Origin of the sequence: Rhodoplanes azumiensis, assembly GCF_042682915.1 — a bacterium.
Lineage (GTDB): Bacteria > Pseudomonadota > Alphaproteobacteria > Rhizobiales > Xanthobacteraceae > Rhodoplanes > Rhodoplanes azumiensis.
On sequence record NZ_JBHUIW010000008.1, the window covers coordinates 72,209 to 96,807 of the forward strand.

Sequence of the window (24,599 nt, forward strand, 5' to 3'; positions counted from 1 at the left end):
GGTTTCGATGATCGACAGACGCTCCCTCCTCACCGCCATGGCCGCGCTCGTCGTGGCCGGACCCGCCCGTGCGGAGACCTTCGACGCGGCGCTCGCCCGCATCGAGCGGGAGAGCGGCGGCCGGCTCGGCGTCGCCGTGATCGACACCGCTACGGGCATGCGGGCCGGCCATCGCGCCGACGAGCGGTTCGCGATGTGCAGCACCTTCAAGCTGCTGCTCGCCGCCGCCGTGCTGGCCCGTGTCGACGCCGGCCGCGAGGCGCTCGACCGGCGAATCACGATCGATCCCGCGGCGTTGCTCGACTGGGCGCCGCTCACCAGGCCGAACGCGGGTGGCAGCATGACGGTCGCGGCGCTCGCCGAGGCGGCCATGGTGACGAGCGACAACACCGCGGCCAATCTGCTCCTGGGCACGCTTGGCGGGCCGCCCGGCCTCACCGCTTGGCTGCGCACGCTCGGCGACGACACGAGCCGGCTCGACCGCATCGAGCCCGCCCTCAACGAGGCGTGGCCGGACGATCCGCGCGACACCACGACGCCGGCCGCGATGGCGGCCGATATCGAGAGGCTCGTGCTCGGCGACGCTCTGTCGTCGCCGTCCCGTGATTTGCTCACCGGTTGGCTGGTCGGCAACCGCACCGGCGCCGCACGGCTGCGCGCCGGGCTGTCGCAGAGCTTCAAGGTCGGCGAGAAGACCGGCACGGGCGAGCGTGGCGCCACCAACGACGTCGGCCTGTTCTGGCCGCCGACGCGGAAGCCCGTGATCGTCGCGGCCTATCTGACCGAGACGACGGCCCCCGCCGCGGCCCGCGACGGGGCGCTTGCGGCGGTCGCGAAGGCGGTCGCCGCTTCGCTCTGACGGTCGCCGTTCTCACCTCTCCCCGCGTGCGGGGAGAGGTCGACATTCGCGCGCCCAGCGCGGATGTCGGGTGAGGGGGCATCGCCGCGAGTCCGAGCATAGAGGAAGCGCCCCCTCATCCGACACGCCGCTGCGCGGCGAGCCACCTTCTCCCCGCGCGCGGGGAGAAGGACAGGGCGGCGGGCGCCCCTATCACCCGTACAGCGTCTTGTTCTGGTCGCGCAGCACGTTCTTCTGCAGCTTGCCCATGGTGTTGCGCGGCAGCTCGTCGACGAACAGCACACGCTTGGGCAGCTTGAACTTGGCGAGCCGCCCCTCCAGCGCCGTGATCACGTCGCGCTCGGTCAGCGTCGCGCCCGGTGCCTTCACCACCACGGCCGTGACGCCCTCGCCGAAGTCGGGATGCGGGCAGCCGATGACGGCCGACTCGACGACGCCGGGCAGAAGGTCGATCTCGCTCTCGACCTCCTTGGGATAGACGTTGAAGCCGCCCGAGATGATCAGATCCTTGGCGCGGCCGACGATGTGGACATAGCCGCGGGCGTCGATCATGCCGACGTCGCCGGTGATGAAGAAGCCGTCGGGGCGGAACTCCTCGCGGGTCTTCTCCGGCATCCGCCAGTAGCCGGCGAACACGTTCGGCCCTTTCACCTCGATGACGCCGACCTCGCCGGCCGGCAGCACCTCGCCGCTGCCGGGGTTCGCCACCCGAACCGCGATGTCGGGGAGCGGAAAGCCGACCGTTCCGGCGATACGCTCGCCGTCGTAGGGGTTGGAGGTGTTCATGCCGGTCTCGGTCATCCCGTAGCGCTCCAGGATGGCGTGGCCGGTCTTCGCCTTGAACGTCTCGTGCGTCTCGGCGAGCAGCGGCGCCGAGCCCGACGTGAACAGCCGCATATGCGCGGTCGCCTCGCGGGTGAGCCCCGGATGCTGGACGAGCCGCACGTAATGGGTCGGCACGCCCATCAGCGTGGTGACGCGCGGGAGAGCCGCGATCACCTGGTCGGCGTCGAACTTCTGCAGCCACAGCATGCTGCCGCCCGACAGCATCACGGTCATGGCCGCCGTGAACAGGCCGTGGGTGTGGTAGATCGGCAGCGCATGCAGCAGCACGTCGGTCTCGCTGAACCGCCAGTACTTGACCAGCGTGTCGGCGTTGGAGCCGAGATTGGCGTTCGTCAGCATGGCGCCCTTGGAGCGGCCCGTGGTGCCCGACGTGTAGAGGATGCAGGCGAGGTCGTGTCCGGCGCGGCCGACGTCCTCGAACGCTTCCGGCGCGGCGGCGGCGAGATCGGCGAGCGAGCCGCGGCCGTCGGCATCGAGCGTGTGGAGCACCGCGCCGCGCAACGCGGCGATCGGCTCGAGCCCGTCGCGCTTGGCCGGATCGCAGACGAGAAGGCGCGGTTCGGCGTCGGAGACGAAATACTCGACCTCGTGGGTCGTGTAGGCGGTGTTGAGCGGCAGGTAGACGGCGCCGGCCCGCATCACCGCCAGGAACAGCATCAGGTTCTCGGGGCTCTTCTCCACCTGCACGGCGACCCGGTCGCCGGGCTTCACGCCGAGGCCGACGAGCGCGTTGGCGAGCCGGCCGGTCCGCGCCAGCATGTCGCCATAAGTGATCCGTGCGCCTTCGGGCGTCTCGATCAGGGTCTTGCCCTGCGACGGGATGCGGCTGCGGAGGAGGGCGAACAGGCTTCCGGGCATGACAGCGTTTCCAGGCTCGATTTCAGGGTTCTTGGTGGGGTGGCCGGGCGGCGACGAAAAATGTCGGCGCCCCTGGCGAACGGTCCCGAGGGCCGACGACCCTATTTTCGCCGACGCACGGGGGTCAAGGGCGGGGGCTTGCGATTTGGCAATATGCCGTTAGATTCTCGGCAGATTGCCAAGGGTACGGAGTCCGACATGTCGCTGGTCGAGGAGGTGGCCCGCAAACTCGGCGGCAAGGCCGTGCTCGGGCGGAGCGTTCGCTCCCAGGCCGATCTGGCGCTCGCCGTGCAGGCGCGTCTGCCCCTCGCCACCCTGGAGGGGCTCGTCCGGGCCGGCTTCGGCGAGTCGGAGATCGACCGCTTGGTCATCCCGCCGCGGACCAGGCGCCATCGGGCCGAAAAGCAGCAACCCCTCACTGTCGAGGAGTCCGACCGGGCCGTGCGGCTGCTTCGACTCCAGACGCTCGCCGAGGCGACATTCGGCGACCGCGACAAAGCCGCCGCTTGGCTGCGCCATCCGCTCGCCGTCCTCGACGGCGAGACCCCGCTCGACGTCGCGTGCTCCGAAGCCGGGGCTCGCGTGATCGAGACGATCCTGGCCAAGATCGCCTGGGGCGCGGCCGCCTGATGGTCCTGTGGCGGCTGTCCGGTAAGGCCAACGCCCAGATGTTCGACGGCGGCTACGGAATGCTGTTCGACGGGCGCTGGAACACGGTCGGGCATGCCGTCACCTATTGCGCGACCTCGCCGGCGCTCTGCGTCCTGGAGAAGCTCGTCCATGTCGAGGATCCGGCGCTGATGCCCGAGCTCGTGATGCTCCGTTACGCTGTGCCCGACGATCTCGCGCGCGAGACGGTCACGATCGTCGATCTGCCGGCCGACTGGCGGCGCTACGACAGTCTGACGCAGGCCCGCGGCGACGCTTGGCATGCGGGGCTCGCGGCGCCGCTGCTTTTCGTCCCCTCGGTGGTGGTGCCGCTCGACGGCTCGCCCGACGTCAATGTCCTGATCAATCATCGTCACCCCGATGCGGCGCGGATCACGCTCGCGGCGGCCGAGCCGTTCGTGCTCGATGTGAGATTGTTCTGATCCCACGACGGCACGGTCCCTCGTTTGGCGTCGCCGCACCCTACGAAAGCCGGCCGTGCCGATCCCTTGCTTTTGCTGATAAGCTGGTTTCTGGGTTTTCGAGAGGCTGCCCATGACGCGCCGCGGGGGACATCGGCGTCACGACGGCGATGGCCGGTCCGGCGATCGGGACGACGAAGGGCCGGCGCTCCGCGACATCCTCGCCGGCGCCCTGCAGGCGCGCTCGGCGCCCGTCCAGGCCGAGGCGGCCGTGCTGGCCGCGCTCGCGCAAGCGCCGGACAGCGTCGAGGCGCGGCTCGCCGCCTATCGGTTCTATTTCTACGATCACCGGCTCGCCGAGGCGCTGCCGCACGCGGACGCGATCGTTCAGGCGATGGCGCGGCGCCTGAACGTGGCGACGGACTGGCGGCTGGTCGGGCCGGAGGACGCGCCGTTCGCGGCGCTCGACGAGGCGCCGGGCCTCTATCTCCAGGCCCTGCTCGCCTGGGGCTATGCGAGCCTGCGGATCGGCGCGGAGGCCGACGGCGTCGCCGCGCTGGAGAAGGTCGTGGCGCTCGATCCCGCCGACCGCTTCGGCGCCCGCCGCGTGCTCGCCGTCGTCGCCGCACACGCCGCCGACGCGGCGGCGGAGGACTGATGCGGCGCCGGCCGGGCAAGTGTCCGCCGGTCCGCCCGCATTCTTCCGACTGACCGGCGCCGTGCAAATCGGCTAGGCGGTGCCATCCGCCACTCGTTCGGGAGCGCCTTCATGGGCCTGATCACCACGTCGCGCGACGGTTTCGTCGGCACCGTCACGCTCGACAACGCCGAGAAGCGCAACGCCCTGTCGAGCGCCCTGATCGACGCGCTGTGCACGGCGCTCGAAGGCTTCCGCAGCGACCATCTGCGCGCCGTGGTGCTGCGCGCCCAACCCGGCGTGACGGTGTGGTCGGCCGGCTTCAACATCGACGAGCTGCCCGAGGGGCACCGCGATCCGCTCGGCTGGGACGATCCGGTGCGTCATCTGGTGCGCGAGATCTCGCGCTTCCCGATCCCCGTCATCGCCATGGTGGAGGGGAGCGTCTGGGGCGGCGCCTGCGAGGTGGTGCTCGCCTGCGACATCATCGTGATCGCACCGAACGCCAGCTTCGCCATCACGCCGGCCAAGCTCTCGGTGCCCTACAACATCTCCGGCATGCTCACCTTCCTCAACGCGGCGCCGGCCTGCACGGTGCGCGAGATGGCGTTCACGGCGAAGCCGGTGACGGCGGCGCGCGCCTTCGATCTCGGCATGGTCAACCACATCGTCCCGATCGAGGAGCTGGAGACCGTCACCTACGGCATCGCCAAGGACATCGCCGCCAATGCGCCGCTCGCCGTCTCGGTGATGAAGGAGCAGCTCCGCATCCTCGAAGGCGCCCACCCGGTCAGCCCGGAGGGCTTCGAGCGCCTGCAGGGCCTGCGCCGCGTCGTCTACGACAGCCAGGACTATCTGGAGGGGCTGCGCGCCTTCAAGCAGAAGCGCAAGCCGGTGTTCGAGGGCAAGTGAGGCCGCGGGCGACGCCGCGAGCGATCGCCGGGCGTGCCGTCGGGGCAGCGCCCGGCTCCCGGGAGCGCCCCTGTGGTTCGCCCGAAGGCGCGATGCGCGCCCCTGTCATCATCCGTCAGAGCTTCACCTCGTAGAAGAGCCGCACGGCGCGCGGCCGATCCGGCTCCGTCCGTCAGGAGAGGCCGTCGGCCGCCGGACGCGGTCCGGCCGCCGCGCCGCGGCCGGCGTTTTCGAGGGGCTCGTTCATGCTCGCGACGATCATTCTCACCCACAACGAGGAGCGGCATATCGCGCGGGCGATCCGCTCGGTGCAGCCGTTCTGTAACGAGGTGGTGGTCGTCGATTCCGGGTCGACCGACCGCACGGTCGAGATCGCGCGAGCGCTCGGAGCCGTCGTGCTGACCAATCCGTTCGTCAATCATGCGGTGCAGTTCCAATGGGCGCTCGATCACGCGCCGATCACCAGCGACTGGATCATGCGGCTCGATGCGGACGAGATCGTCGAGCCGGACCTCGCGGCGAGGATCGCCGCCGAGCTCGGCGATCTTCCGGCCGACGTCGTCGGGGTGAATCTCGAGCGCAAGCACATCTTCATGGGGCGGTTCATCCGCCACGGCGGGCGTTATCCGCTGGTGCTGCTGCGCATCTGGCGGCGCGGTCGGGGCCGGATCGAGCAGCGCTGGATGGACGAGCACATCGTCGTGTCGGGCGGCCGGACCGTGACCTTCGCGGGCGGCTTCGCCGACGTGAATCTGTTCGATCTCACGTTCTTCACCGACAAGCACAACAAGTACGCGACCCGCGAGGCGGTCGACGTCCTGAACCAGCGCTATGGGCTGTTCGCGACCGACCGGGCGCTCACCGCGAGCAGTGCGTCGGTCCAGGCATCCTTCAAGCGCGGCGTCAAGGAACGGCTCTACAACAAGCTGCCGTTCTGGATGGGGCCGCTGTTTTATTTTCTCTACCGGTATGTCATCCAGCTCGGGTTTCTCGACGGCCGCGAGGGCCTGATCTACCACGTCCTGCAGGGGTTCTGGTATCGCTTCCTGGTCGCCGCCAAGGTCGTCGAGTACGATGCGGTTCTGCGCGACCTCGCGACCGCGGACGAGCGTCTCGCGCGGCTGGAGCAGCTGACCGGCCTTCCGCTGCGCCGGAAGGCCGACGCGTCTCACGCCCCCATCTTGGCCATGGCGGCTTCGGAGACCTCGAAGTTGGCGTAGACGTGCTGAACGTCGTCGTGCTCCTCGAGCGACTCGATCAGCTTGAACAGCTTCTCGGCCTGCTCGTCGTCGACCGCCACCGAGTTCTGCGGCTTCCACACCAGCGCCGCCTTCTTGGGCTCGCCGAACTTGGCTTCCAGGGCCTTGGCGACGTCCCGATAGGTCTCCTGCGAGGCGTAGACCTCGTGGCCGCCCTCGGACGACACCACGTCGTCGGCGCCGGCCTCGATCGCCGCCTCCAGCATGGCGTCGGCGGAGGCGACCTCGGGGCCGTACTCGATCACGCCGAGGCGGTCGAACATGAACGACACCGCCCCGGTCTCGGCCAGGTTGCCGCCCGACTTGGTGAAGTAGGAGCGCACGTCGGAGGCGGTGCGGTTGCGGTTGTCGGTCAGAACCTCGACGATCACGGCGACGCCGCCGGGGCCGTAGCCCTCGTAGCGGATCTCGTCGTAGTTCTCGCCCTCGCTGCCCGACGCCTTCTTGATGGCGCGCTCGATGTTGTCCTTCGGCATGTTCTCGGCGCGGGCCGCGATGATGGCGGCGCGCAGGCGCGGGTTCATGGCCGGGTCCGGCGTGCCGAGCTTGGCCGCCACGGTGATCTCGCGGGCCAGCTTGCCGAACAGCTTGGACTTCATCGCGTCCTGCCGGCCCTTGCGATGCATGATGTTCTTGAATTGGGAATGTCCGGCCATGTCGGATCCTGTCGGGCTCGGTCGTGTCTGTGCGGTCGAATCGGTGTCGTCGGGGCGGTCGAGGCGCTGCGCCGCAACCGCGGGTGCGGGGGCGCCGGCGTCCTGTCGACTGCGTCGGGGCGCCAGATATAGCGAGGCGTGGCGGCAAAAGCCACATTCGGCCGCGGGCGGCAAGCGGCGGGCAGGCCGGCGCCGGCGCGTCGCCGCGACGGGGTCGCTCAGGCGGCCCAGAAGGCCGGGACGGCGGGCTCGAGCGCGCCGCCGATCCGCACCGGCGCAACCTTGGCGGCGAGGCCGGTCTCGTCGTCGGTCTCGACCGCGAGGCCGCACAGGGTGGCCGGGCCGCCGCCCGGCTCGAACCGGCCGCCCGGGATGCGGCGCAGGAAGCGGTTGAGCGGCTCGTCCTTGGCCATGCCGATGACCGTGTCGTAGTCGCCCGTCATCCCGACGTCGCTCATGAAGGCGGTGCCGCCCGGCAGGATCCGGTGGTCGGCGGTCGGGGCGTGGGTGTGGGTGCCGACCACGAGGCTCGCGCGGCCGTCGAGGAAGTGCCCCATCGCCTGCTTCTCGCTGGTCGTCTCGGCGTGCATGTCGACCACGATGGCGTCGGCCGCGTCGCGCAGCGGGCAGGCGGCGATCTCGCGCTCGACCGCGGCGAACGGGTCGTCGAGCGGATCCATGAACACGCGGCCGAGCAGGTTGGTCACCAGCACGCGGGCGCCGTTGCGGGCCTCGACCAGAGCGACGCCGCGGCCCGGCGTGCCGGGCGGATAGTTGAGCGGGCGGACGAGCTTCTCGGCCCGCTCGATGAACACGAGCGCCTCGCGCTGGTCCCAGGAGTGGTTGCCGAGCGTCACCGCGTCGGCGCCGGCGGCCAGCAGGTCGTGGTAGATCAGCTCGGTGATGCCGAAGCCGCCGGCCGCGTTCTCGCCGTTGACCACCACGAAGTCGAGCCGCCAGTCGCGCACCAGCCCGGGCAGCCGCTCCGCCACGATGGCCCGGCCGCTGCGGCCGACCACGTCGCCGATGAAGAGAATCCGCACGCTCACACGCCCCGAAGGTTCTGCGGCCGGACGTCCCGAAAGGGGCCGACCGGCCGGGCCGCCGCGCGGTGCCGGGGGCTCCGCGCCTAGCGGCAGTCGATGATCTCGGCCTCCGTTAGCACGAGATCGAGCCGTGCGTCGCGCTCGTTCGCCGGTACCCGGACGATCTCCTGGGCCGCATAGGCGAGCCCGATGGCGACGACCGGCTTCTCGGCCCGGAGGGCTGCGAGCGTGATGTCGTAATGGCCGGCCCCGTAGCCGATCCGGTGGCCGGCCCGGTCGAAGCAGGCGAGCGGCACCAGCAGCACGTCCGGCACCACCACGGGGGCCTCCGGGCCGGGCTCCAGCAGGCCGAAGCCCGCCGTGGTGAGCGGCACGCCCGGCGCCCAGGCGCGGAACAGGAGCGGTTTTCCGCGGCCCTGCACGACCGGCAGCGCGAGTCCCGCGCCGTTCTCCACGAAGCGGCGCATCAGCGGCGCTGGATCGATCTCGCTGCGGATCGCCATGTAGCCGGCCACGACCGTGCCGGCGTCGACCGGCACGGTCAGCGGACGTGCCGCGATCGCCTCGGCGGCGGCGGCGCGGTCCGCGGCGGCGAGCTCGTCGCGACGATCGAGCGCCGTCTTGCGCAGCGTCGCCTTCGCTGCGGCGACCTGGTCGTTCGGGGGTCTTGGGCTCATGCGCGGCGCGGTCGCTCCCGGGACGGGGCAAGGGAGGGCCATCGCCCTCGCGGGCCGGGCCGAAAAGGATGTGCGGAGCCGCCTGAGCCGTCGGAGTATGCGATCCCGGGTTCCCTACCATGGTAGGTGGGCGCCATATGTCCGGGCCCACGGGCCCGGCCAGGGACAGCTCCCTTCAGGATCGATAAGGCCCCGGGGAAAAGACCCCTAACGCACCCCGCAGCCCCGCACGACCCAATCTAGTCGCTCGCGCGCCGTGCCGCCACCCGGGTCGGCGCGGAACCGCCACCCGCTGCGAAAGAGTGATGGCGACACCGATAGGGGACAGCGATGTCCGGCCGTCACCCGGTCGGCAGCTCGTGGCCGTCGGTGCCGTGGTCGAGGGCGCGGGTGACTCGCTCGATGCGCTCGGCGGCCGAATCGAGGGCGGCCGCGATCGCCGCCGTGGTAGCCTGGCTGCGCTCGGCGGCGGCCCGGCGGCTCTCCTGGAGCTCCGCCGCCTCCTCTTCGAACCGGCGGGCGCGCTGCGACGCCTCGGCCAGCTCGTCGGCGATCAGCAGCGCCGCCATGACGGTGAGCCGCATGTCGCCGATCTCGCCGAAATTGGTGCGCAGCTTGGTGATGCGCTGGTCGAGGTCGTGGGCGAGCCGGGCCAGATGGTGCTCCTGCCCGTCGTCGCAGGCCATCCGGTACTGCCGGCCGTTGATCGTCACGCTGACATGGGCCATGGCCGACCTTGCTGCACCTGACCGCGTGGCGCCGGGAGCCGCGGCGTCCGGCTCGACGGCGCCTGATCCGGCCGCGCTCGATCCGGCTGTGCCGGACCGCGAGGCGCTCGCCCGCGCCGCTTCGAGAAGAGCCCCACGATTCGTTCCTCCGAGCGCCATCGCGCGACCCTCATCCGGTCTCGTCGGCGGCGAGCACGGCCCGCACCGTGGCGATCGCCGCGTCGAGCCGGCCGGCCACCTCGCGGCCGACCCCGTCGAGCCGCTGCGCCCGCGCCGTCTCGCGGTCGAGCGCATCGGCGAGCCGCGCCCGGTCGGCGCCGAGCGTGTGGACCTGCGCCGACAGCGCGCTGCGGCCACGCTCCAGCTCGTGCCGGCGCTCGACCGCCTCCTCCAACGCCGCGAGGGCCCGCTGGAGCCGGGTGCTGGCCGCTTCCACGATCGTGCTGTCGCTCATGGCGCCCTCGCCCCGCCATTCTCCAGCCGCGTCCCGGGACTCTCACGGACCCGTCCCGCGGGCTCGTCCGGGCTACCCATGCCGTCCCCGAAAGCATGAAATGGCAAGCAGATGGAGCTTGAACCTTACGGGCGTTCGCAAGGCCGCGTCAATGCGATGCACACAGGTCCGACAGCCTTCGCGCGAAATCCTGCGCGCGCCGCACCGACGGGCCGCGCCGAAGGCGGCGCTGTCGCGTTGACAGTGTCATACGGGCTGCCTATCAGATCCTGCGCCTCGCCAGACGAGGCCTTCGGCCGGTGCCGTCGCGACGTCCGCCTCCCCCGACTTCGTCAGTCCACGAAGGTGCATCGCGGCCGACGCCGACCTCCGCACCCACACAGGAGGCCGACATTACCCCCCTTTCCCGCGCCGATCACGACCGGATGGCCAATGCGATCCGGGCTCTCGCCATGGATGCCGTCGAGAAGGCGAAGTCCGGACATCCCGGGCTGCCGATGGGGGCAGCCGACATCGCCACGGTCCTGTTCACGCGGGTGCTGAAGTTCGATCCGGCCGCGCCGCACTGGTTCGACCGCGACCGCTTCGTGCTGTCGGCCGGCCACGGCTCGATGCTGCTCTATGCGCTGCTCCATCTCACCGGCTTCCAGTCGGTCTCGATGGAGGACATCGAGAGCTTCCGCCAGCTCGGCTCGCGCACCCCGGGCCATCCCGAGGTCGAGGCGACCGAGGGCGTCGAGACGACGACCGGGCCGCTCGGGCAGGGCATCGCGACCGCGGTCGGAATGGCGATCGCCGAGCGCCACCTCGCGGCCGAGTTCGGACCCGACATCGTCGACCACCACACCTACGTGCTGGCCTCCGACGGCGACCTGATGGAGGGCATCAGCCAGGAGGCGATCGCGCTCGCCGGCCACCTGAAGCTGTCCCGCCTGATCGTGCTGTTCGACGACAACGGCATCTCGATCGACGGCCCGATCCGGCTCGCCGACTCGGTCGACCAGCTCAAGCGCTTCGAGGCGGCCGGCTGGGACGCCTGCCGGATCGACGGCCACGACCCCGCGGCGATCCTGGCCGCCGTCGCGGCCGCGCAGACGAGCGACAAGCCGAGCCTCATCGCCTGCCGCACCACCATCGCGTTCGGCGCGCCGACCAAGGCGGGCTCGGAGAAGTCGCACGGCTCGCCGCTCGGCGCCGAGGAGATCGCCGGCGCCCGCAAGGCGCTCGGCTGGGACGCGCCACCCTTCGTCGTTCCGGACGACATTCTGTCGCTGTGGCGAACCGCCGGGGCGCGCTCGCGGGATCGTCGCGCCGCCTGGGAGGCGCGCGTCGCCGCGCTGCCGGCCGACCGCCGGGCCGAGCTCGAGCGCCGCATCGCCGGCGCGGTGCCGGCCGACGAGCTCGACGCCGCGCTCGCCGAGATCAAGCGCCAGCTCGCCGCCGATCCCAAGGACCGCGCGAGCCGCTCCTCCTCGGAGCTGGCGCTCGGTGTGCTGGTGCCGGCCTTCCCGGAGCTGATCGGCGGCTCGGCCGACCTCACCGGCTCGAACAACACCCGCCCCAAGGGCATGCCGGCGCTCACGCCGGAGGACTACGGCGGTCGCTTCATCCATTACGGCATCCGCGAGCACGGCATGGCCGCGGCCATGAACGGCATGGCGCTGCATGGCGGCGTCATCCCGTATTCCGGCACGTTCCTGGTGTTCTCCGACTACTGTCGCCCGTCGATCCGGCTCGCCTGCCTCATGGGCCGGCGGGTCATCCACGTGATGACCCACGACTCGATCGGGCTCGGCGAGGACGGGCCGACCCATCAGCCGGTCGAGCATCTCGCAGCCCTGCGGGCGATCCCGCACCTCCTGGTGTTTCGTCCCTGCGACGCGGTCGAGACCGCCGAGTGCTGGGCACTGGCGCTCGCCGCGAACCACCGGCCGAGCGTGCTGGCGTTGTCGCGTCAGAACCTGCCGCAGCTGCGCGACGCGACGGCAGCCGGCAACCCGTGCGCCGGCGGTGCCTACGAGCTCTTGCCGGCCGAGGGCGGACCGGCCAAGGTGTCGCTGTTCGCGTCGGGCTCCGAGGTGGCGATCGCGGTCGCGGCGCGCAAGCGCCTGGCCGAATTCGGCGTGCCGGCCCGGGTCGTGTCGGTGCCGTGCGTCGAACTGTTCCTCGACCGCCCCGAGGCGGAGCGCGACGCCGTGATCGGCGAGGCGCCCGTGAGGGTTGCGGTCGAGGCCGCCATCCGTCAGGGTTGGGACGCGATCGTCGGATCGCACGGAGGGTTCGTCGGGATGACCGGCTTCGGCGCCAGCGGTCCCGCGCCAGACCTCTACCGCCATTTCGGCATCACGCCGGAACGGGTCGCCGAGGTCGCCCTGGGCAAATTGCAGGCATTGTAAAAAAAGCCGCCGTAGGGGTCGTGTAGAACCGACCTATATCAAGGCGGCCGACGGCGAGATCGGATCGACATGGCGCGCGGCCCGCCGGGCTGCGCTTGTGGGCATGGAAGGGAGACCAGCATGGCTGTACGGGTGGCAATCAACGGCTTCGGCCGGATCGGACGCAACGTTCTGCGGGCGGCCGCCGAGGCGGGCCGCACCGACATCGAGTTCGTCGCGATCAACGATCTCGCCCCGGTCGAGACCAATGCGCACCTGCTGCGCTTCGATTCCGTCCACGGCCGCTATCCGGGTGTCGTGAAGGTCGAGGGCGACTCGATCGACATCGGCCACGGCAAGATCAAGGTCACGGCGATCAAGGATCCGACCACGCTGCCGTGGAAGGAGCTCGGCGTTGACATCGCGATGGAGTGCACCGGCATCTTCACGGCCAAGGACAAGGCCAAGATGCATCTCGACGCCGGCGCCAAGCGCGTACTCGTCTCCGCCCCGTCGGACGGCGCCGACCTCACCGTCGTCTACGGCGTCAACGACGACAAGCTGACCAAGGAGCACCTGGTCGTCTCCAACGCCTCCTGCACGACCAACTGTCTGGCGCCGGTCGTCAAGGTTCTCAACGATGCGATCGGCATCGACAAGGGCTTCATGACGACGATCCACTCCTACACCAACGACCAGCCCTCGCTCGACCAGGTCCACAAGGATCTGTACCGCGCCCGCGCCGCCGCCCTGTCGATGATCCCGACCTCGACCGGCGCCGCCAAGGCGGTCGGCCTCGTGCTGCCGGAGCTCAAGGGCAAGCTCGACGGCGTCGCCGTCCGCGTGCCGACCCCGAACGTCTCGGTCGTCGACCTGAAGTTCATCGCCAAGCGGGCGACAACCAAGGACGAGATCACGGCCGCCATAAAGGCCGCGGCCGACGGTCCGCTGAAGGGCATCCTCGGCTACACCGAGCAGCCCAACGTGTCGTCGGACTTCAACCACGACCCGCACTCGTCGGTGTTCCACGTCGACCAGACCAAGGTCATGGACGGCACCCTGGTGCGCGTGATGTCCTGGTACGACAACGAGTGGGGCTTCTCCAACCGCATGCTGGACACCGCGGTGGCGATGGCGAAGCTGATCTGACGCGAACGGGGTCAAGACGGATCGATGGACGACCGCACCGGATCGCCCGACGACTTCGAGGCGCTGGCCGGCCTCGTGAAGGCCAGCTTCACGGATCTTTCGTTGCCGACGGTGCGGAAAAGGACGATTTCTATCTCTATCGATCCGCCGAGGCGGGTGACGGCCGGACGGATGCGGTCGTCACCCTCGTTTGCACGCGCTGCGGACACGTCGAGAAGCACCTCGCCGGCCCGCTGCGGCAGGCACAGACGCCGATTTCGAAGGACTGACGCCGTGGCGGAGATCCGTCCGTTTCCGGCACGAGGGGGCGATCGATCGGTGGGGGCGGTCCGGAGGATCCGACGTTGGAGCAGCGCGTCGCGAGGGTGAAAGACTTGCTGGACCGCATCGACCGGCGGCTCTCCGGCATCGAGAAGGATCTTTCGGTGCTCCCGACGATCACCGATCATGCGGCCCTGAAGGCCGACATCGCCGAACTGAAAGGCCGCTTGTCCGGCCTCGACCACCGGCTCGCGTCACGTCCGACGGTCTGGACGATCCCGTCCATCACGTTCACAACCTGGGCCCTGGGCTCCGGCATCCTGATTGCCGCATCGAAGAACCTCAGATGACCGCATTCCGCACACTCGACCAGGCCGACGTGAAGGGCAAGCGCGTCCTTCTCCGCCTCGACCTCAACGTGCCGACCGAGAACGGCAAGGTGACCGACGTGACCCGCATCGAGCGGGCCGCGCCGACCATCAACGAGCTGATCGGCAAGGGCGCCAAGGTGATCCTGCTGTCGCATTTCGGACGGCCGAAGGGCGGGCCGGATCCCAAGTACTCGCTCGCCCCGGTCGCCGCCGCGGTCGCCGAGGTGATCGGCAAGCCGGTCGCCTTCGCGTCCGACTGCATCGGCGAGCCGGCCGAGCGGGCCGCCGCCGCCATGCAGCCCGGCGACGTGCTGTGCCTGGAGAACACCCGCTTCTACAAGGAAGAGGAGAAGAACGACCCGGATTTCGTCGACAAGCTCGCGGCGCTCGGCGACATCTGGGTCAACGACGCCTTCTCGGCGGCGCACCGCGCCCACGCCTCCACCGAAGGCCTCGGCCACAAGCTGCCCGCCTTTGCGGGGCGCAGCATGCAGGCGGAGCTCGAGGCGCTCGGCAAGGCGCTGGAGCAGCCCAAGCGCCCGGTCGCGGCCGTGGTCGGCGGCGCCAAGGTGTCGGGCAAGCTCGATCTGCTCGGCAACCTGCTCGACAAGGTCGACGTGCTGATCATCGGCGGCGGCATGGCCAACACGTTCCTGGCCGCGCAGGGCCATCCGGTCGGCAAGTCGCTGTGCGAGCCGGATCTGATCCCGACCGCCAACGAGATCCTCGCCAAGGCGAAGGCGAGCGGCAAGCAGATCGTGCTGCCGGTCGACGCCGTGGTCGCCGAGACGTTCGCGGCCAACGCGCCGTCGCGCGTCGCCGCGCTCGACGAGGTCGGCCCGACCGAGATGATCCTCGACATCGGCCCGCGCTCGATCGAGCACGTCGTGTCCGAGCTCGAGCTGATCAAGACGGTGCTGTGGAACGGCCCGTTCGGGGCCTTCGAGATCGAGCCCTTCGACACCGGGACGGTGGAGATCGCCGAGGCCGCGGCCGAGCTGACGGCGGCCGGCAAGCTGGTCACCATCGCGGGCGGCGGCGACACCGTGTCGGCCCTCAATCACGCCGGCGCGGCCGACCGCTTCACCTACATCTCCACGGCGGGCGGTGCCTTCCTCGAGATGCTGGAGGGCAAGGCGCTGCCGGGGGTCGAGATTCTCCGGGCGAAGTGATCATTGCGGCGGTCGTGGTCACTTCGGTGGAAGCGATCACGACCGCGGCGTTCACGACCGCGACGTTCACGACCGCGACATTCACGGTGGCGAAGTTCACGGTGGCGAAGTTCATCAGGGCGAAACAGGACGGGAGACGACGATGGCACGAATCACACTCAGGCAGCTCCTCGACCACGCGGCCGAGAACGACTACGGCGTGCCCGCCTTCAACATCAACAACATGGAGCAGGCGCTGGCGATCATGGAGGCGGCGTCGAGCCTCGACGCCCCGGTGATCATCCAGGCCTCGCGCGGCGCCCGCGCCTACGCCAACGACATCATGCTCACCCGCATGATGGACGCGCTCACCGAGATCTATCCGCAGATCCCGATCTGCGTGCATCTCGATCACGGCAACGGCCCGGCCACCTGCATGACCGCGATCCAGGCCGGCTTCACCTCGGTGATGATGGACGGCTCGCTCAAGGAGGACGGCAAGTCGCCGGGCGACTGGGCCTACAATGTCGGGGTGACCAAGCGGGTCGTCGACATGGCGCATCTCGGCGGCGTGTCGGTCGAGGGCGAGCTCGGCGTGCTCGGCTCGCTGGAGACCGGCATGGGCGACAAGGAGGACGGCCACGGCGCCGAGGGCAAGCTCAGCCACGACCAGCTCCTCACCAATCCGCAGGAGGCGCTGAAGTTCGTCGTCGAGACCAAGGTCGACGCGCTGGCGATCGCGATGGGCACCAGCCACGGCGCCTACAAGTTCACCCGCAAGCCGGACGGCGCGATCCTCGCCATGCACGTGCTGGAGGAGATCCACCGGCTGCTGCCGAACACGCATCTCGTGATGCACGGCTCGTCCTCGGTGCCGCAGGATCTGCAGGATATCATCAACCAGTACGGCGGCCAGATGAAGCCGACCTGGGGCGTGCCGGTCGAGGAGATCCAGCGCGGCATCAAGAACGGCGTGCGCAAGATCAACATCGACACCGACAACCGGATGGCGATGACAGGCCAGATCCGCAAGGTGCTGACCGAGCATCCGAGCGAGTTCGACCCGCGCAAGTATCTCAAGCCGGCCATGGAGGCGATGACCAAGCTGTGCAAGCAGCGCTTCCAGGAGTTCAACACGGCCGGCCAGGCGTCGAAGATCAAGAAGATCGTCCCGCTTGCCGAGATGGCCAAGCTCTACGCCGCCGGCAAGCTCGACCCGGTCATCGGCCGCACCGCCGCCGCGGCGGAGTGACCTGCGGGCCGGGCCGTTCATCGGACCTGATGTCGAACCGCGGACACCCTTGACCGGCATGGCCTGCTCCCTCCCCCACAAGGGGGGAGGGAACGCCGGAGGCGCAGCTCTGTCAGAATGGCCGAGTCTCCGCCGGCCGCGTGGGCCATCCAGCGGCCGGTCGCCGCGCAACGCGCGACATCGTGGAACCGCCCCGCTTTCGCCCCGATCGCCCCGCACTTCCAGGCCATGCCGGACGACCACCAGCGCCTCTATCTCGTCACCCTCGTCACCGACCCCGCGGCCGCCGCGGCGCGGCTGTCGGCTGCGTTCGCCGCCGATGTCGACGTCGCCGCCGTGCTGGTGCGCCTGCCCGTCGGGCTCGGCGAGCGTGACGCCGTCAACGCCGTCAAGGCGGTGGCGCCGATCGCCCAGGCGCGCGGGGCCGCCGTGCTGGTCGAGGACCGGCCCGAGATCGTCGGCCGCAGCGGCGCCGACGGCGCCCATCTGACCGGTGTCGCCGCGCTCGGCGAGGCGATCGGTGCGCTCAAGCCCGCCCATATCGCCGGGGTCGGGGCCTTGCGCACCCGCCACGACGCCATGGAGGCGGCCGAGCTCGAGGCCGACTACGTGCTGTTCGGCGAGCCCGGCCCGGACGGCCGGATGCCGCCCTTCGAGGTCACGCTCGAGCGGGTCGGCTGGTGGGCCGAGGTGTTCGAGAGCCCGTGCGTCGGCTACGCGACGACGCTCGACGAGGTTTCCGCCGTCGCCGCCGCGGGCGCCGATTTCGTCGCGCTCGACGACCGCATCCTGGACGATCCGCGCGGCCCCGCTGCCGCCCTCGCCGATGCCGCGAGCCGGCTCGGCCTGGTCCTCGCGGCGCGCGCCGAGGTGGCGCCGTGAGGCGCGCCGTCGCGGCGGCCCTGCTGGCCGGCGCGCTCGTCGCGCCGGAGGCGCTCGCGCAGCAGCCGCCCACCTCGCCGCCCGTCTCGCCGCCCGCCGTCGCCCCGCAGCGGCCGGCCGCGCCGCGGCCTGCCCCCCCGCCCAAGCCCGCGGCCGGCACCCCGGCGAAGCCGCAGGCCACCGGCCCGGCGCCGGCCCGCCCGGCCCAGGCTCCGGACCTCGCCTACGGCGCCTTCCAGCGTGGCTATTATCTCACCGCCTTCCACGAGGCGACCAAGCGCATCGACGCCACCCAGGACACGCGCGCCATGACGCTCCTGGGGGAGCTCTACGCCAACGGCCTCGGCGTCGCCCAGGACGATCGCAAGGCGGCCGAGTGGTACGGCCTCGCCGCCAGCCGCGGCGACCGCGACGCGATGTTCGCGCTCGCCATGTTCCGGCTCGGCGGTCGCGCCGGCCCGAAGGACACGGGCGAGGCGTCCCGCCTGCTCGCCGCCGCCGCCAAGCTCGGCCACCCGGCCGCCGCCTACGATCTCGGTCTCTTCTATGTCGAGGGCCAGCTCTTCCCGCAGGACTACGACCGCGCCGCCGAGCTGTTCCGCATCGCCGCCGCCAGCGGCAGCCCGGAGGCCCAGTATGCTCTCGCGGTGCTCCACAAGGAGGGCCGCGGCGTCCGCCAGGACATGGCCGAATCGGCCCGCTGGATGGAGCGCGCCGCGACCGCCGGCGTGGTCGACGCACAGGTCGAGTACGCCATCGCGTTGTTCAACGGCACCGGCGTTCCGAAGGACGAGGCGCGCGCCGCCGGGCTGTTCCGCAAGGCGGCGATGCGCGGCAACGCCATCGCCCAGAACCGTCTCGCCCGCTTGCTCTCGGCCGGCCGCGGCGCCCCGGCCGACCCGGTCGAGGCGGTCAAGTGGCATCTGATCGCGACGGCCGGCGGGGCCGGCGACGCCTACATGGAAGAGTTCGCCCAGAAGCAGCCGGAGGCGGTGCGCAAGAGCGCCGAGAAGGCCGCGCAGAGCTGGCTCGAGGTGATCCGGCAGTCGCGCACTTGACGCCCCGCGCTCGGCATCCCGGCGACGAGGCGGCGCACCTCCGCGTCCGAGGGCGCTGCGCCGACGGGCACGATCGTGCCACCCGTCGCCAAGGCGGCCGCAGACCGCGCTCCGGCCTCGCCCGATGCAGGATGGGCGGCGATGGCGCCTCGGGGCGGGGCTTTCGGTGCGAAAAAAGGCGCTCGGCCCGGCGCGCCGGCGAGCGGCGGGCTCCTCCGTCAGACGGAGGCCGGGGCGGCGAGGCCGGCCAGATCGAACAGCCGGTTCACCCGCGCGAAGGCCGCCTCGGCGCCGGCGATCAGCCGCGCCTCCTCGGGCTCGCTCATGACGGCGGCGTCGAGCGCCTCGGTGAAGTGGCGCCAGTGCAGCCCGCGGCCCTGCGGGTGGCCGCGCATGTGGCGGGCGCCGAAGTCCTCGCCGATGCCGATCTTGGCGGTCTCCTGGAGCAGAAAGGGCGAGCCGAGGTCGGCGCCCTCGATCACGTAGAGCCAGCCCATGCCGGTCGGCACGTCGATCGGCGGAACGACGGCCGGGGCATCGAGCGGTGCGAGATCGAGGCCGATGTCGACCGCGTCCTGCTCGGCGAGGGGAAGCCGGCGACGCTCGGCGAGATCGGGAAACACGGCGCGCAACGCAGAGTCTGCATAGAGCGCGTCGACATCGCGGAAAATCTGGAGCTGCATAACGAGGAAGCGGGCGTAGCGATCACGGTCGCGGAACGGATCGCCCGTCATGATACGCGCATCGAGCGCCCGATGCACCGCGTCGGTCGCCGCCTGCAGGCGCCGCCAGCGCGAGGCCGGTGCGGCGGGGCTCGGAGAGAGCGGGGGCGATCCGGCGGGCGACGACACGGTGCTCATCCAAACGACTTTCGGTCAAACGACTTTCGGTCCGTAGCGACCCCGCACCATGGCACGGCGGTCGACCGGCCGACAACGTGCCGCACAGCGGTTCGCCACGACCAGGAGAACAACGCTTCAGCTGCCCGCGACGGTGCGGGCGAAGGCCTGCAGGGTGCGCTTCAGGGTGGGGTCGCTCATCGCGTCGGCGCAGGCCGTCGCCAGGCGCTCCAGGTCGGCGCGCTGGGCCGGCTCGAGGAAACGGGCGAGCCGCGGCGCGATGCCGCCGAGCGCCGGCAGACGGTTGCGCCGCCACTCGTCGGAGAGGCCGTCGACCATCAGCGTCTCGATCACGCTCGCGACGGTGCGCAGGCTGCCCTGGCGGATGCTGGCGAGCCCGGACTGGAAGTTCGGCCGGGCGAGCTCGGCCGGCGTCGCGCTCGCGAGCTGGATCAGCACGGCCTCGACGATGGCGCTCTGCACGACCAGCTCGAAATCGAGGAAGCGCCCCATCTCCGGGGCGAAGCGCACGACGTTGCGGTTGACCTTGGCGTCCGCCTGCGGGTCGCCGGCGAGCGCCGCGAGGTCGGCCGCGCCGGTGCCGGCCAGCATGTAGACGGTGCCGATCTGGGCGCCCGTCACCATGCGCTGGCTGAGCGGCGTCAGCTCCTGGAAGCTGACCGGGCCGGTGACGTCGCTGGTGTCGAACACCATGTCGATGAGCGGCCGCACCGCGGGATCGCTCTCGCGCGGCACCCGGCCGGTGGTCTCCGAGCCCTTCGCGAGCTGCAGGAAGCGGGCCGCCGCCGACTGCGCGGCCGACAGCTTCGTCGGATCGACCCGGGCCGCGGCCATGCCGGTGGCGAGCAGGATCACGACGGCGACGCAGGCGAGAGTCGCGGCGAACGTGTGTCGGGTCCAGGTCGCGCAAGCCATGATCGTCGTGCTCCACGGTCGAATCAGTCGCGGAGTTCAGCACGGCCGCCACGACAGAGCCATGGCGTCACGATTGAAGTATCCCAAGGGGGTGCGTCTCGCGACGCGTTGCAGCGGGCGCGCGGCACCCGCCCCCGCGGGTCACGACGGGCCGCGGCCGCCCGCGATTGGACAGGCGCGAAACGGGCACGATACTTGTATCCCGTGATGGTCCCTCCGGTCCGATCCGGCGTCTCGTTCCGTCCGGATGATCCGTCCTTCGTCCCGCCCGTCCTCCGTCCCGCCCGTGCCGACCGCCCCAAGGAGCCGCCGATGTCGATCTCCCGCACCATTCGATCCGTCCTGTGGAGCGCCGCGCTTCTCGCGGCCTTCGCTGCGCCGTCACGGGCCGAATGGCCGGAGAAGCCGGTCACCATCGCGGTCGGCTTCGCGGCCGGCGGCACCACCGACGTGGTCGCGCGCGCCGTCGCCGAGGTGGTGGCGAAGCAGCTCGGCCAGCCCGTGGTGGTGGAGAACAAGCCGGGCGCCGGCGGCGCCGTGGCGGCGACCGCGCTCGCCAGGATGCCGGCCGACGGCTACAACCTCGTCGCCACCACCTCGACGACGATCACGCTCGACCCGCAGCTGATGAAGCTCGGCTACACGCCGGCCGACTTCACCTATGTGGCGGCGATCGGCGAGTTCCCCGAAGCCTTCATCGCGCTGCCCAAGCACGGCTGGAAGACCCTCGCCGACGCCATGGCGGCCGCCAAGGCGACGGGCCGGATGAACTACGCCTCCAACACGGCGCTCGACCGGATGATCTCGACCGCGGTCGCCAAGAAGGCCGGCGTGTCGCTGGTCCCGGTGCCGACCCGCAGCGGCGCCGAGGTGGTGACCCAGGTGATGGGCGGTCACGTCGATCTCGGCTACTCGTCGGGCGCCTATTATCCGCAGGCCAAGGCCGGCGAGCTCGCCGTGATGGCGGTGCTCGGCGACAAGCGGGTCGCCGGCCTGCCCGACGTGCCGACCCTGAAGGAGCTCGGCTACGGCGTGGCGAGCGTCAACTTGATCCTGTTCGTCGCGCCCAAGGGGCTGCCGCCCGCCGTGGCGAAGAGGCTGGACGACGCCTTCGCGGCCGCCGGCAAGGATCCGGCCATCGTCTCGCTGATGGAGAAGCGGAGCCTGAACCAGCTGGTCGAGACCGGCGCGCCGCTCGAGGCGACCGTCAAGCGCCACATCGACGACTTCGGTAAGCTGATCGAGCAGTCGAAGTGAGCGGCGCTCCGGATCGCGGCGCGACCCCGGCGGCCGCGTCGTCCGGGCCGGCTCGCTCGCGCCTCTCGGTCGTCGCCGAGGCCGTGCTGATCGCCGGCGCCGCGCTCGCCGCCGTCGTCTGGATCATTCCGGCGCAGACCTCGGACGGCGGCATCGGCTTGTCGCCGGCCGTGTTCCCGACCGTCTGCGCGATCGCGCTCGGCCTCTTCGTGGTCGCCGACGCGCTGCTGCGGCTCTTACGCGCCACGCCGGGCGACCCCTATCCGGACGGTTGGGGCGCGTGCCTGCGCATCGGCGCCGTCGCCGTGCTGGGCGCGGCCGTGCTTCCCGTCGTCGGCATCGCCGGCTGTGCGCTCGTGATGGTGCCGGCCGGCATGCTGGTGCTGGGCGAGCGCCGGCCGCTGCGCATCGCCGTCGCGGCGCTCGCCTGCGTCGGCCTCGTCTGGCTGGTCTTTCGCTAAAGGCGTGCTCATGGACGCGGTGCTTCTCGGCCTCGGCGACGCGCTCGCGCCCGTCACGGTGCTGTTCGTCCTGCTCGGCGTGCTGCTCGGCTACGTCATCGGCGTGCTGCCCGGCCTCAACCGGCCGGCCGCGCTCGCGATCGCCATACCGATCAGCTACTGGCTGACGCCGGTCGCGGCCGTCGGCTTCCTGATCGGCATCGCCAAGGCGTCCGGCGCGGGAGGCGCGACGACCGCGATCCTGATCAACACGCCGGGCGAGCCGAACGCCGCCGTGACGTGTCTCGACGGCTATCCGCTGGCGCGCGCCGGCAAGGCCAAGCAGGCCCTGAAGGTCGCGCTCTACGGCTCGGTGATCGGCGACCTGATCGGCACCCTCGCGCTGATCCTGCTGGCCCGGCCGCTGGCGACGCTGGCGCTCGGCTTCGGGCCGGTCGAGATGTCGGCCGTGATGATCCTGGCGCTGACCTTCATCGCGGCGCTCGCCGGCACGTCGCTGTTCCGCGGGCTGGCGGCCGGCGCCTTCGGGCTCCTGTGCGCGACCGTCGGTCTCGACGTCGAGAGCGGCACGCCGCGCCTCACCTTCGGTCAGGTCGAGCTGTTCGACGGCATTCCGCTGCTCGCCGTCACGGTCGGCATGCTGGCCCTGTCCGAGATGATCATCCAGGCCGAGGAGGTGATCGGCCGGCGCGCCGACACGGCGAGCGTCGCGGCCGGCGGCGCCGACGATCGGCTCGGCTGGCCGGAGTTCCGCCGGGTGTTGCCGACCATCCTGCAGTCGAGCGTCGTCGGCACCGCGATCGGCCTCCTGCCCGGGCTCGGGCCGACCGTCGCCTCCTTCGCCTCCTATGCGCTGGCGAAGCGCATGGCGAAGCCGGGCGAGGTGTTCGGCAAGGGCGAGCTGAAAGGTGTCGCCGCCGCCGAGACGGCCGACAACGCCGTGGTGCCGGCGAGCTTCGTGCCGCTGTTCGCGCTCGGCCTGCCGGGCAGCGTCTCGGCCGCCATCCTGATCGCGGCGCTGACCATCCACGGCGTCACGCCGGGCCCACGCCTGTTCGAGGAGCAGCCGCGGCTGATCTACGGCATCTTCGGCGCCATGATGGTCGCCGCCGTGATGATGCTGGTGGTCGGGCGGATCGGTCTCGTCGCCTTCGCCAAGCTCACGCAGGTGCCGGCGACCGTCATCGTGCCGGTGGTCACCATGTTGTGCCTGGTCGGCGCGTATCTCGAAAGCAAGTCGGTGTTCGCCGTCGGCCTGATGGTGGGGTTCGGCCTCGTCGGCTATCTGATGCACCGCTTCGACTACTCGCGGGTGACGTTCCTGATCGGCTTCGTCATCGGGCCGCAGCTCGAGCTCTCCGTGCGCCAGGCCCTGATCATCACCGAAGGGAAGGTCTCGTCGCTCGCCCATCACCCGGCCGCACTCGCCGTGCTGGCGATCGCCGTCGCGGCCGCCGTCTACGTTCTGCGGGCGCCGCGCGGGCCGGTCGCCGACGGCGCGTGAGCCGTCGCACAGGGACGACCGCTCGCCGCGCGCCGCACGATCTCACGATTGGAACGGAATCGTCCGACCCGGCTGCCGGGCCTGATCGCGCGTGTAGGAGACGCCGTGGACCTTCACGCCGCGGGCATCCAGCAGCGTGATCAGCCCGCCCTTGTTGGACAAGGCGACGGGCTGGACGATCTCCACCACGGTCGTCGCGCCGGCCGGGATCGATCCGCTCAAGGTCATCGCGTGCTTCTGCTTGTCCTTGATCTGCCAGCCGGTGAGGTCGACCGGCACGTCGGCCGTGTTGAGGAGCGTCACGGTCTCGCGCTCGGGTGTCCTCACGTCGTTGACATAGGCTGCGACGATGCGGACGAGCCCGTCGGGCACGTCGAACGGCGGAATCTGGTCGCGATCGACCGGCGTGTGGGGCCGCCCCGGATGGTCCGCGTCGGGCGCCACGATCGGCGATCCGTCGGCGTCGTCCGAGTGCCAGGCTTGGGTCTGGAACTTCAGGAACACCGCGACCCACTGGCGGTCCGACGGGAACTCGAAGAGAAGGGCGCCGTCCTGCCACGGTCCGTTCTGATCGGCGTAGCGGCCGGGCGGGTTGCCCTGATTGAAATGGATGTCGTGGATGCCGCGTCCGGGCCTGAACCCGAAGTAGCGGTCGGCTCTGTCGTTCTCCGGTCCCCAGGTCTCGCCGAACGCGTAGATCATCGCGGTCTCGTCCGACATGGCGCGCTGGACATAGGCGTCGATCTTCTCGTTGAGATCGTTGTCCGGTCCAGCCGCGGACATCGGCAGCGGCTTGATCTCCCACGGCTGCATCAGGTTCGCCCGGATGAAGTCCAGGGCGATGCCACCGGGAGCGCTCCGGGTCGGATGCAGGCCCTCGGGCAGATCCTTCAGCAGGTCGGTGATCGGGTGTTCGAAGTGCGACCGGACCAGGAACTCGACCTCGCTGCCGTCCTGCGACCGGACGTTCACGGCGATCCGGTGCAACGTGCCGTTCTCCGACACGAGCACCTGGTAGTGCGGGCTGGCGCCGGTGGCGAGACGGTTGTTGATGGGGCGGCCTTTGAGAACCGCATAGTCGTTCAGCGGCATGTCGCGTTC

26 protein-coding genes and 1 other RNA gene are annotated in these 24,599 nt (G+C 70.8%); 16 read left to right on the plus strand and 11 right to left on the minus strand.

Going from position 1 to position 24,599, the window contains the following annotated elements; genetic code table 11:
- Window positions 1-7 precede the first annotated feature (7 nt).
- Window positions 8-859, plus strand: a complete 852-nt coding sequence (gene bla, locus ACFSOX_RS09200; RefSeq protein WP_378477506.1) for a class A beta-lactamase — start codon at window positions 8-10, stop codon at window positions 857-859.
- A 192-nt stretch (window positions 860-1,051) separates the two neighbouring features.
- On the opposite strand, the gene ACFSOX_RS09205 is transcribed toward bla, so the two are convergent.
- A complete protein-coding gene (locus tag ACFSOX_RS09205; RefSeq protein WP_378477507.1) occupies window positions 1,052-2,563 on the minus strand; it encodes a malonate--CoA ligase in 1,512 nt (503 codons plus the stop codon).
- A 60-nt stretch (window positions 2,564-2,623) separates the two neighbouring features.
- On the opposite strand from ACFSOX_RS09205, the gene ACFSOX_RS09210 reads away from it, so the two are divergent.
- From ACFSOX_RS09210 to ACFSOX_RS09230, 5 genes are all read left to right on the plus strand, one after another.
- Window positions 2,624-3,193, plus strand: a complete 570-nt coding sequence (locus ACFSOX_RS09210) for an antitoxin Xre/MbcA/ParS toxin-binding domain-containing protein (protein ID WP_378477508.1) — start codon at window positions 2,624-2,626, stop codon at window positions 3,191-3,193.
- Window positions 3,193-3,654, plus strand: a complete 462-nt coding sequence (locus ACFSOX_RS09215; RefSeq protein ID WP_378477509.1) for an RES family NAD+ phosphorylase — start codon at window positions 3,193-3,195, stop codon at window positions 3,652-3,654. The genes ACFSOX_RS09210 and ACFSOX_RS09215 overlap by 1 nt, the downstream gene beginning before the upstream one ends.
- Window positions 3,655-3,766: 112 nt before the next feature.
- Window positions 3,767-4,291, plus strand: a complete 525-nt coding sequence (locus ACFSOX_RS09220; protein ID WP_378477510.1) for a hypothetical protein — start codon at window positions 3,767-3,769, stop codon at window positions 4,289-4,291.
- A gap of 111 nt (window positions 4,292-4,402) precedes the next feature.
- On the plus strand, window positions 4,403-5,182 hold the full coding sequence (gene scpB, locus ACFSOX_RS09225; RefSeq protein ID WP_378477511.1) for a methylmalonyl-CoA decarboxylase: 780 nt from the start codon (window positions 4,403-4,405) through the stop codon (window positions 5,180-5,182).
- A 245-nt stretch (window positions 5,183-5,427) separates the two neighbouring features.
- Complete coding sequence (locus ACFSOX_RS09230; protein ID WP_378477512.1) at window positions 5,428-6,402, plus strand: glycosyltransferase family 2 protein; 975 nt, start codon at window positions 5,428-5,430, stop codon at window positions 6,400-6,402.
- Here the strand turns inward: ACFSOX_RS09230 and ACFSOX_RS09235 are convergent.
- The 6 genes from ACFSOX_RS09235 to ACFSOX_RS09260 all read right to left on the minus strand — a co-directional run bounded on the left by ACFSOX_RS09235 (window position 6,351) and on the right by ACFSOX_RS09260 (window position 10,002).
- On the minus strand, window positions 6,351-7,097 hold the full coding sequence (locus ACFSOX_RS09235; protein ID WP_378477513.1) for a YebC/PmpR family DNA-binding transcriptional regulator: 747 nt from the start codon (window positions 7,095-7,097) through the stop codon (window positions 6,351-6,353). The genes ACFSOX_RS09230 and ACFSOX_RS09235 overlap by 52 nt on opposite strands.
- A gap of 218 nt (window positions 7,098-7,315) precedes the next feature.
- The gene (locus ACFSOX_RS09240; protein ID WP_378477514.1) at window positions 7,316-8,140 is read right to left on the minus strand and encodes a TIGR00282 family metallophosphoesterase; all 825 of its coding nucleotides are present in this window, start codon (window positions 8,138-8,140) and stop codon (window positions 7,316-7,318) included.
- Window positions 8,141-8,226: 86 nt separating this feature from the next.
- Window positions 8,227-8,820: a 5-formyltetrahydrofolate cyclo-ligase gene (locus ACFSOX_RS09245; RefSeq protein WP_378477515.1), complete on the minus strand. Its 594-nt coding sequence runs from the start codon at window positions 8,818-8,820 to the stop codon at window positions 8,227-8,229.
- Window positions 8,821-8,891: 71 nt separating this feature from the next.
- Window positions 8,892-9,049: non-coding RNA, 6S RNA (ssrS, locus tag ACFSOX_RS09250), on the minus strand.
- Window positions 9,050-9,161: 112 nt separating this feature from the next.
- Window positions 9,162-9,548 (minus strand): cell division protein ZapA, encoded by a 387-nt coding sequence (locus ACFSOX_RS09255; RefSeq protein WP_378477516.1) that lies wholly within the window; start codon window positions 9,546-9,548, stop codon window positions 9,162-9,164.
- A 169-nt stretch (window positions 9,549-9,717) separates the two neighbouring features.
- Window positions 9,718-10,002 (minus strand): DUF4164 domain-containing protein, encoded by a 285-nt coding sequence (locus ACFSOX_RS09260; protein ID WP_378477517.1) that lies wholly within the window; start codon window positions 10,000-10,002, stop codon window positions 9,718-9,720.
- 392 nt (window positions 10,003-10,394) lie between these two features.
- Between ACFSOX_RS09260 and tkt the strand changes: the two genes are divergently transcribed.
- Window positions 10,395-12,398 (plus strand): transketolase, encoded by a 2,004-nt coding sequence (gene tkt / locus ACFSOX_RS09265; protein ID WP_378477589.1) that lies wholly within the window; start codon window positions 10,395-10,397, stop codon window positions 12,396-12,398.
- Between the two features lie 120 nt (window positions 12,399-12,518).
- Window positions 12,519-13,526, plus strand: a complete 1,008-nt coding sequence (gene gap, locus ACFSOX_RS09270; RefSeq protein ID WP_378477518.1) for a type I glyceraldehyde-3-phosphate dehydrogenase — start codon at window positions 12,519-12,521, stop codon at window positions 13,524-13,526.
- A gap of 11 nt (window positions 13,527-13,537) precedes the next feature.
- Here the strand turns inward: gap and ACFSOX_RS09275 are convergent, their stop codons facing one another.
- Entirely contained in the window at window positions 13,538-13,747 is a 210-nt protein-coding gene (locus ACFSOX_RS09275; RefSeq protein ID WP_378477519.1) for a hypothetical protein, read from the minus strand.
- A 123-nt stretch (window positions 13,748-13,870) separates the two neighbouring features.
- On the opposite strand from ACFSOX_RS09275, the gene ACFSOX_RS09280 reads away from it, so the two are divergent.
- From ACFSOX_RS09280 to ACFSOX_RS09300, 5 genes are all read left to right on the plus strand, one after another.
- A complete protein-coding gene (locus ACFSOX_RS09280) occupies window positions 13,871-14,137 on the plus strand; it encodes a DUF2730 family protein (RefSeq protein WP_378477520.1) in 267 nt (88 codons plus the stop codon).
- On the plus strand, window positions 14,134-15,330 hold the full coding sequence (locus ACFSOX_RS09285) for a phosphoglycerate kinase (protein WP_378477521.1): 1,197 nt from the start codon (window positions 14,134-14,136) through the stop codon (window positions 15,328-15,330). The genes ACFSOX_RS09280 and ACFSOX_RS09285 overlap by 4 nt, the downstream gene beginning before the upstream one ends.
- Window positions 15,331-15,472: 142 nt before the next feature.
- Window positions 15,473-16,561 carry a class II fructose-bisphosphate aldolase gene (fba, locus tag ACFSOX_RS09290; protein ID WP_378477522.1) on the plus strand — a complete coding sequence of 363 codons (1,089 nt, stop codon included), beginning with the start codon at window positions 15,473-15,475 and terminating at the stop codon, window positions 16,559-16,561.
- 117 nt (window positions 16,562-16,678) lie between these two features.
- Window positions 16,679-17,443 (plus strand): thiamine phosphate synthase, encoded by a 765-nt coding sequence (locus tag ACFSOX_RS09295; protein ID WP_378477523.1) that lies wholly within the window; start codon window positions 16,679-16,681, stop codon window positions 17,441-17,443.
- The gene (locus ACFSOX_RS09300; protein WP_378477524.1) at window positions 17,440-18,501 is read left to right on the plus strand and encodes a tetratricopeptide repeat protein; all 1,062 of its coding nucleotides are present in this window, start codon (window positions 17,440-17,442) and stop codon (window positions 18,499-18,501) included. Before ACFSOX_RS09295 ends, ACFSOX_RS09300 begins: the two co-directional genes overlap by 4 nt.
- A gap of 218 nt (window positions 18,502-18,719) precedes the next feature.
- Here ACFSOX_RS09300 and ACFSOX_RS09305 read toward each other — a convergent pair whose 3' ends face one another.
- Together ACFSOX_RS09305 and ACFSOX_RS09310 are read right to left on the minus strand one after the other, a co-directional pair.
- Entirely contained in the window at window positions 18,720-19,361 is a 642-nt protein-coding gene (locus ACFSOX_RS09305; protein ID WP_378477525.1) for a biliverdin-producing heme oxygenase, read from the minus strand.
- A 117-nt stretch (window positions 19,362-19,478) separates the two neighbouring features.
- Window positions 19,479-20,276, minus strand: a complete 798-nt coding sequence (locus tag ACFSOX_RS09310; RefSeq protein WP_378477526.1) for a hypothetical protein — start codon at window positions 20,274-20,276, stop codon at window positions 19,479-19,481.
- Window positions 20,277-20,588: 312 nt separating this feature from the next.
- On the opposite strand from ACFSOX_RS09310, the gene ACFSOX_RS09315 reads away from it, so the two are divergent.
- Genes ACFSOX_RS09315 through ACFSOX_RS09325 form a run of 3 tightly spaced genes read left to right on the plus strand, consistent with a single transcriptional unit; the run spans window position 20,589 to window position 23,498 of the window.
- Window positions 20,589-21,533, plus strand: coding sequence for a tripartite tricarboxylate transporter substrate binding protein (locus ACFSOX_RS09315; protein WP_378477527.1), 945 nt, complete (start codon window positions 20,589-20,591; stop codon window positions 21,531-21,533).
- The gene (locus ACFSOX_RS09320) at window positions 21,530-21,994 is read left to right on the plus strand and encodes a tripartite tricarboxylate transporter TctB family protein (RefSeq protein ID WP_378477528.1); all 465 of its coding nucleotides are present in this window, start codon (window positions 21,530-21,532) and stop codon (window positions 21,992-21,994) included. Before ACFSOX_RS09315 ends, ACFSOX_RS09320 begins: the two co-directional genes overlap by 4 nt.
- 10 nt (window positions 21,995-22,004) lie before the next feature.
- Window positions 22,005-23,498, plus strand: coding sequence for a tripartite tricarboxylate transporter permease (locus ACFSOX_RS09325; protein WP_378477529.1), 1,494 nt, complete (start codon window positions 22,005-22,007; stop codon window positions 23,496-23,498).
- Window positions 23,499-23,540: 42 nt separating this feature from the next.
- On the opposite strand, the gene ACFSOX_RS09330 is transcribed toward ACFSOX_RS09325, so the two are convergent.
- Window positions 23,541-24,590: a DUF2278 family protein gene (locus tag ACFSOX_RS09330; RefSeq protein ID WP_378477530.1), complete on the minus strand. Its 1,050-nt coding sequence runs from the start codon at window positions 24,588-24,590 to the stop codon at window positions 23,541-23,543.
- Window positions 24,591-24,599 lie beyond the last annotated feature (9 nt).

Bases quoted from the DNA above. Each gene is read 5' to 3' on its own strand.
- bla (WP_378477506.1), top strand. From the start codon at position 8: ATGATCGACAGACGCTCCCTCCTCACCGCCATGGCCGCGCTCGTCGTG.
- ACFSOX_RS09205 (WP_378477507.1), bottom strand. From the start codon at position 2,563: ATGCCCGGAAGCCTGTTCGCCCTCCTCCGCAGCCGCATCCCGTCGCAG.
- ACFSOX_RS09210 (WP_378477508.1), top strand. From the start codon at position 2,624: ATGTCGGCGCCCCTGGCGAACGGTCCCGAGGGCCGACGACCCTATTTT.
- ACFSOX_RS09215 (WP_378477509.1), top strand. From the start codon at position 3,193: ATGGTCCTGTGGCGGCTGTCCGGTAAGGCCAACGCCCAGATGTTCGAC.
- ACFSOX_RS09220 (WP_378477510.1), top strand. From the start codon at position 3,767: ATGACGCGCCGCGGGGGACATCGGCGTCACGACGGCGATGGCCGGTCC.
- scpB (WP_378477511.1), top strand. From the start codon at position 4,403: ATGGGCCTGATCACCACGTCGCGCGACGGTTTCGTCGGCACCGTCACG.
- ACFSOX_RS09230 (WP_378477512.1), top strand. From the start codon at position 5,428: ATGCTCGCGACGATCATTCTCACCCACAACGAGGAGCGGCATATCGCG.
- ACFSOX_RS09235 (WP_378477513.1), bottom strand. From the start codon at position 7,097: ATGGCCGGACATTCCCAATTCAAGAACATCATGCATCGCAAGGGCCGG.
- ACFSOX_RS09245 (WP_378477515.1), bottom strand. From the start codon at position 8,820: ATGAGCCCAAGACCCCCGAACGACCAGGTCGCCGCAGCGAAGGCGACG.
- ACFSOX_RS09255 (WP_378477516.1), bottom strand. From the start codon at position 9,548: ATGGCCCATGTCAGCGTGACGATCAACGGCCGGCAGTACCGGATGGCC.
- ACFSOX_RS09260 (WP_378477517.1), bottom strand. From the start codon at position 10,002: ATGAGCGACAGCACGATCGTGGAAGCGGCCAGCACCCGGCTCCAGCGG.
- gap (WP_378477518.1), top strand. From the start codon at position 12,519: ATGGCTGTACGGGTGGCAATCAACGGCTTCGGCCGGATCGGACGCAAC.
- ACFSOX_RS09285 (WP_378477521.1), top strand. From the start codon at position 14,134: ATGACCGCATTCCGCACACTCGACCAGGCCGACGTGAAGGGCAAGCGC.
- fba (WP_378477522.1), top strand. From the start codon at position 15,473: ATGGCACGAATCACACTCAGGCAGCTCCTCGACCACGCGGCCGAGAAC.
- ACFSOX_RS09295 (WP_378477523.1), top strand. From the start codon at position 16,679: ATGGCCGAGTCTCCGCCGGCCGCGTGGGCCATCCAGCGGCCGGTCGCC.
- ACFSOX_RS09305 (WP_378477525.1), bottom strand. From the start codon at position 19,361: ATGAGCACCGTGTCGTCGCCCGCCGGATCGCCCCCGCTCTCTCCGAGC.
- ACFSOX_RS09310 (WP_378477526.1), bottom strand. From the start codon at position 20,276: ATGGCTTGCGCGACCTGGACCCGACACACGTTCGCCGCGACTCTCGCC.
- ACFSOX_RS09315 (WP_378477527.1), top strand. From the start codon at position 20,589: ATGTCGATCTCCCGCACCATTCGATCCGTCCTGTGGAGCGCCGCGCTT.
- ACFSOX_RS09325 (WP_378477529.1), top strand. From the start codon at position 22,005: ATGGACGCGGTGCTTCTCGGCCTCGGCGACGCGCTCGCGCCCGTCACG.
- ACFSOX_RS09330 (WP_378477530.1), bottom strand. From the start codon at position 24,590: ATGCCGCTGAACGACTATGCGGTTCTCAAAGGCCGCCCCATCAACAAC.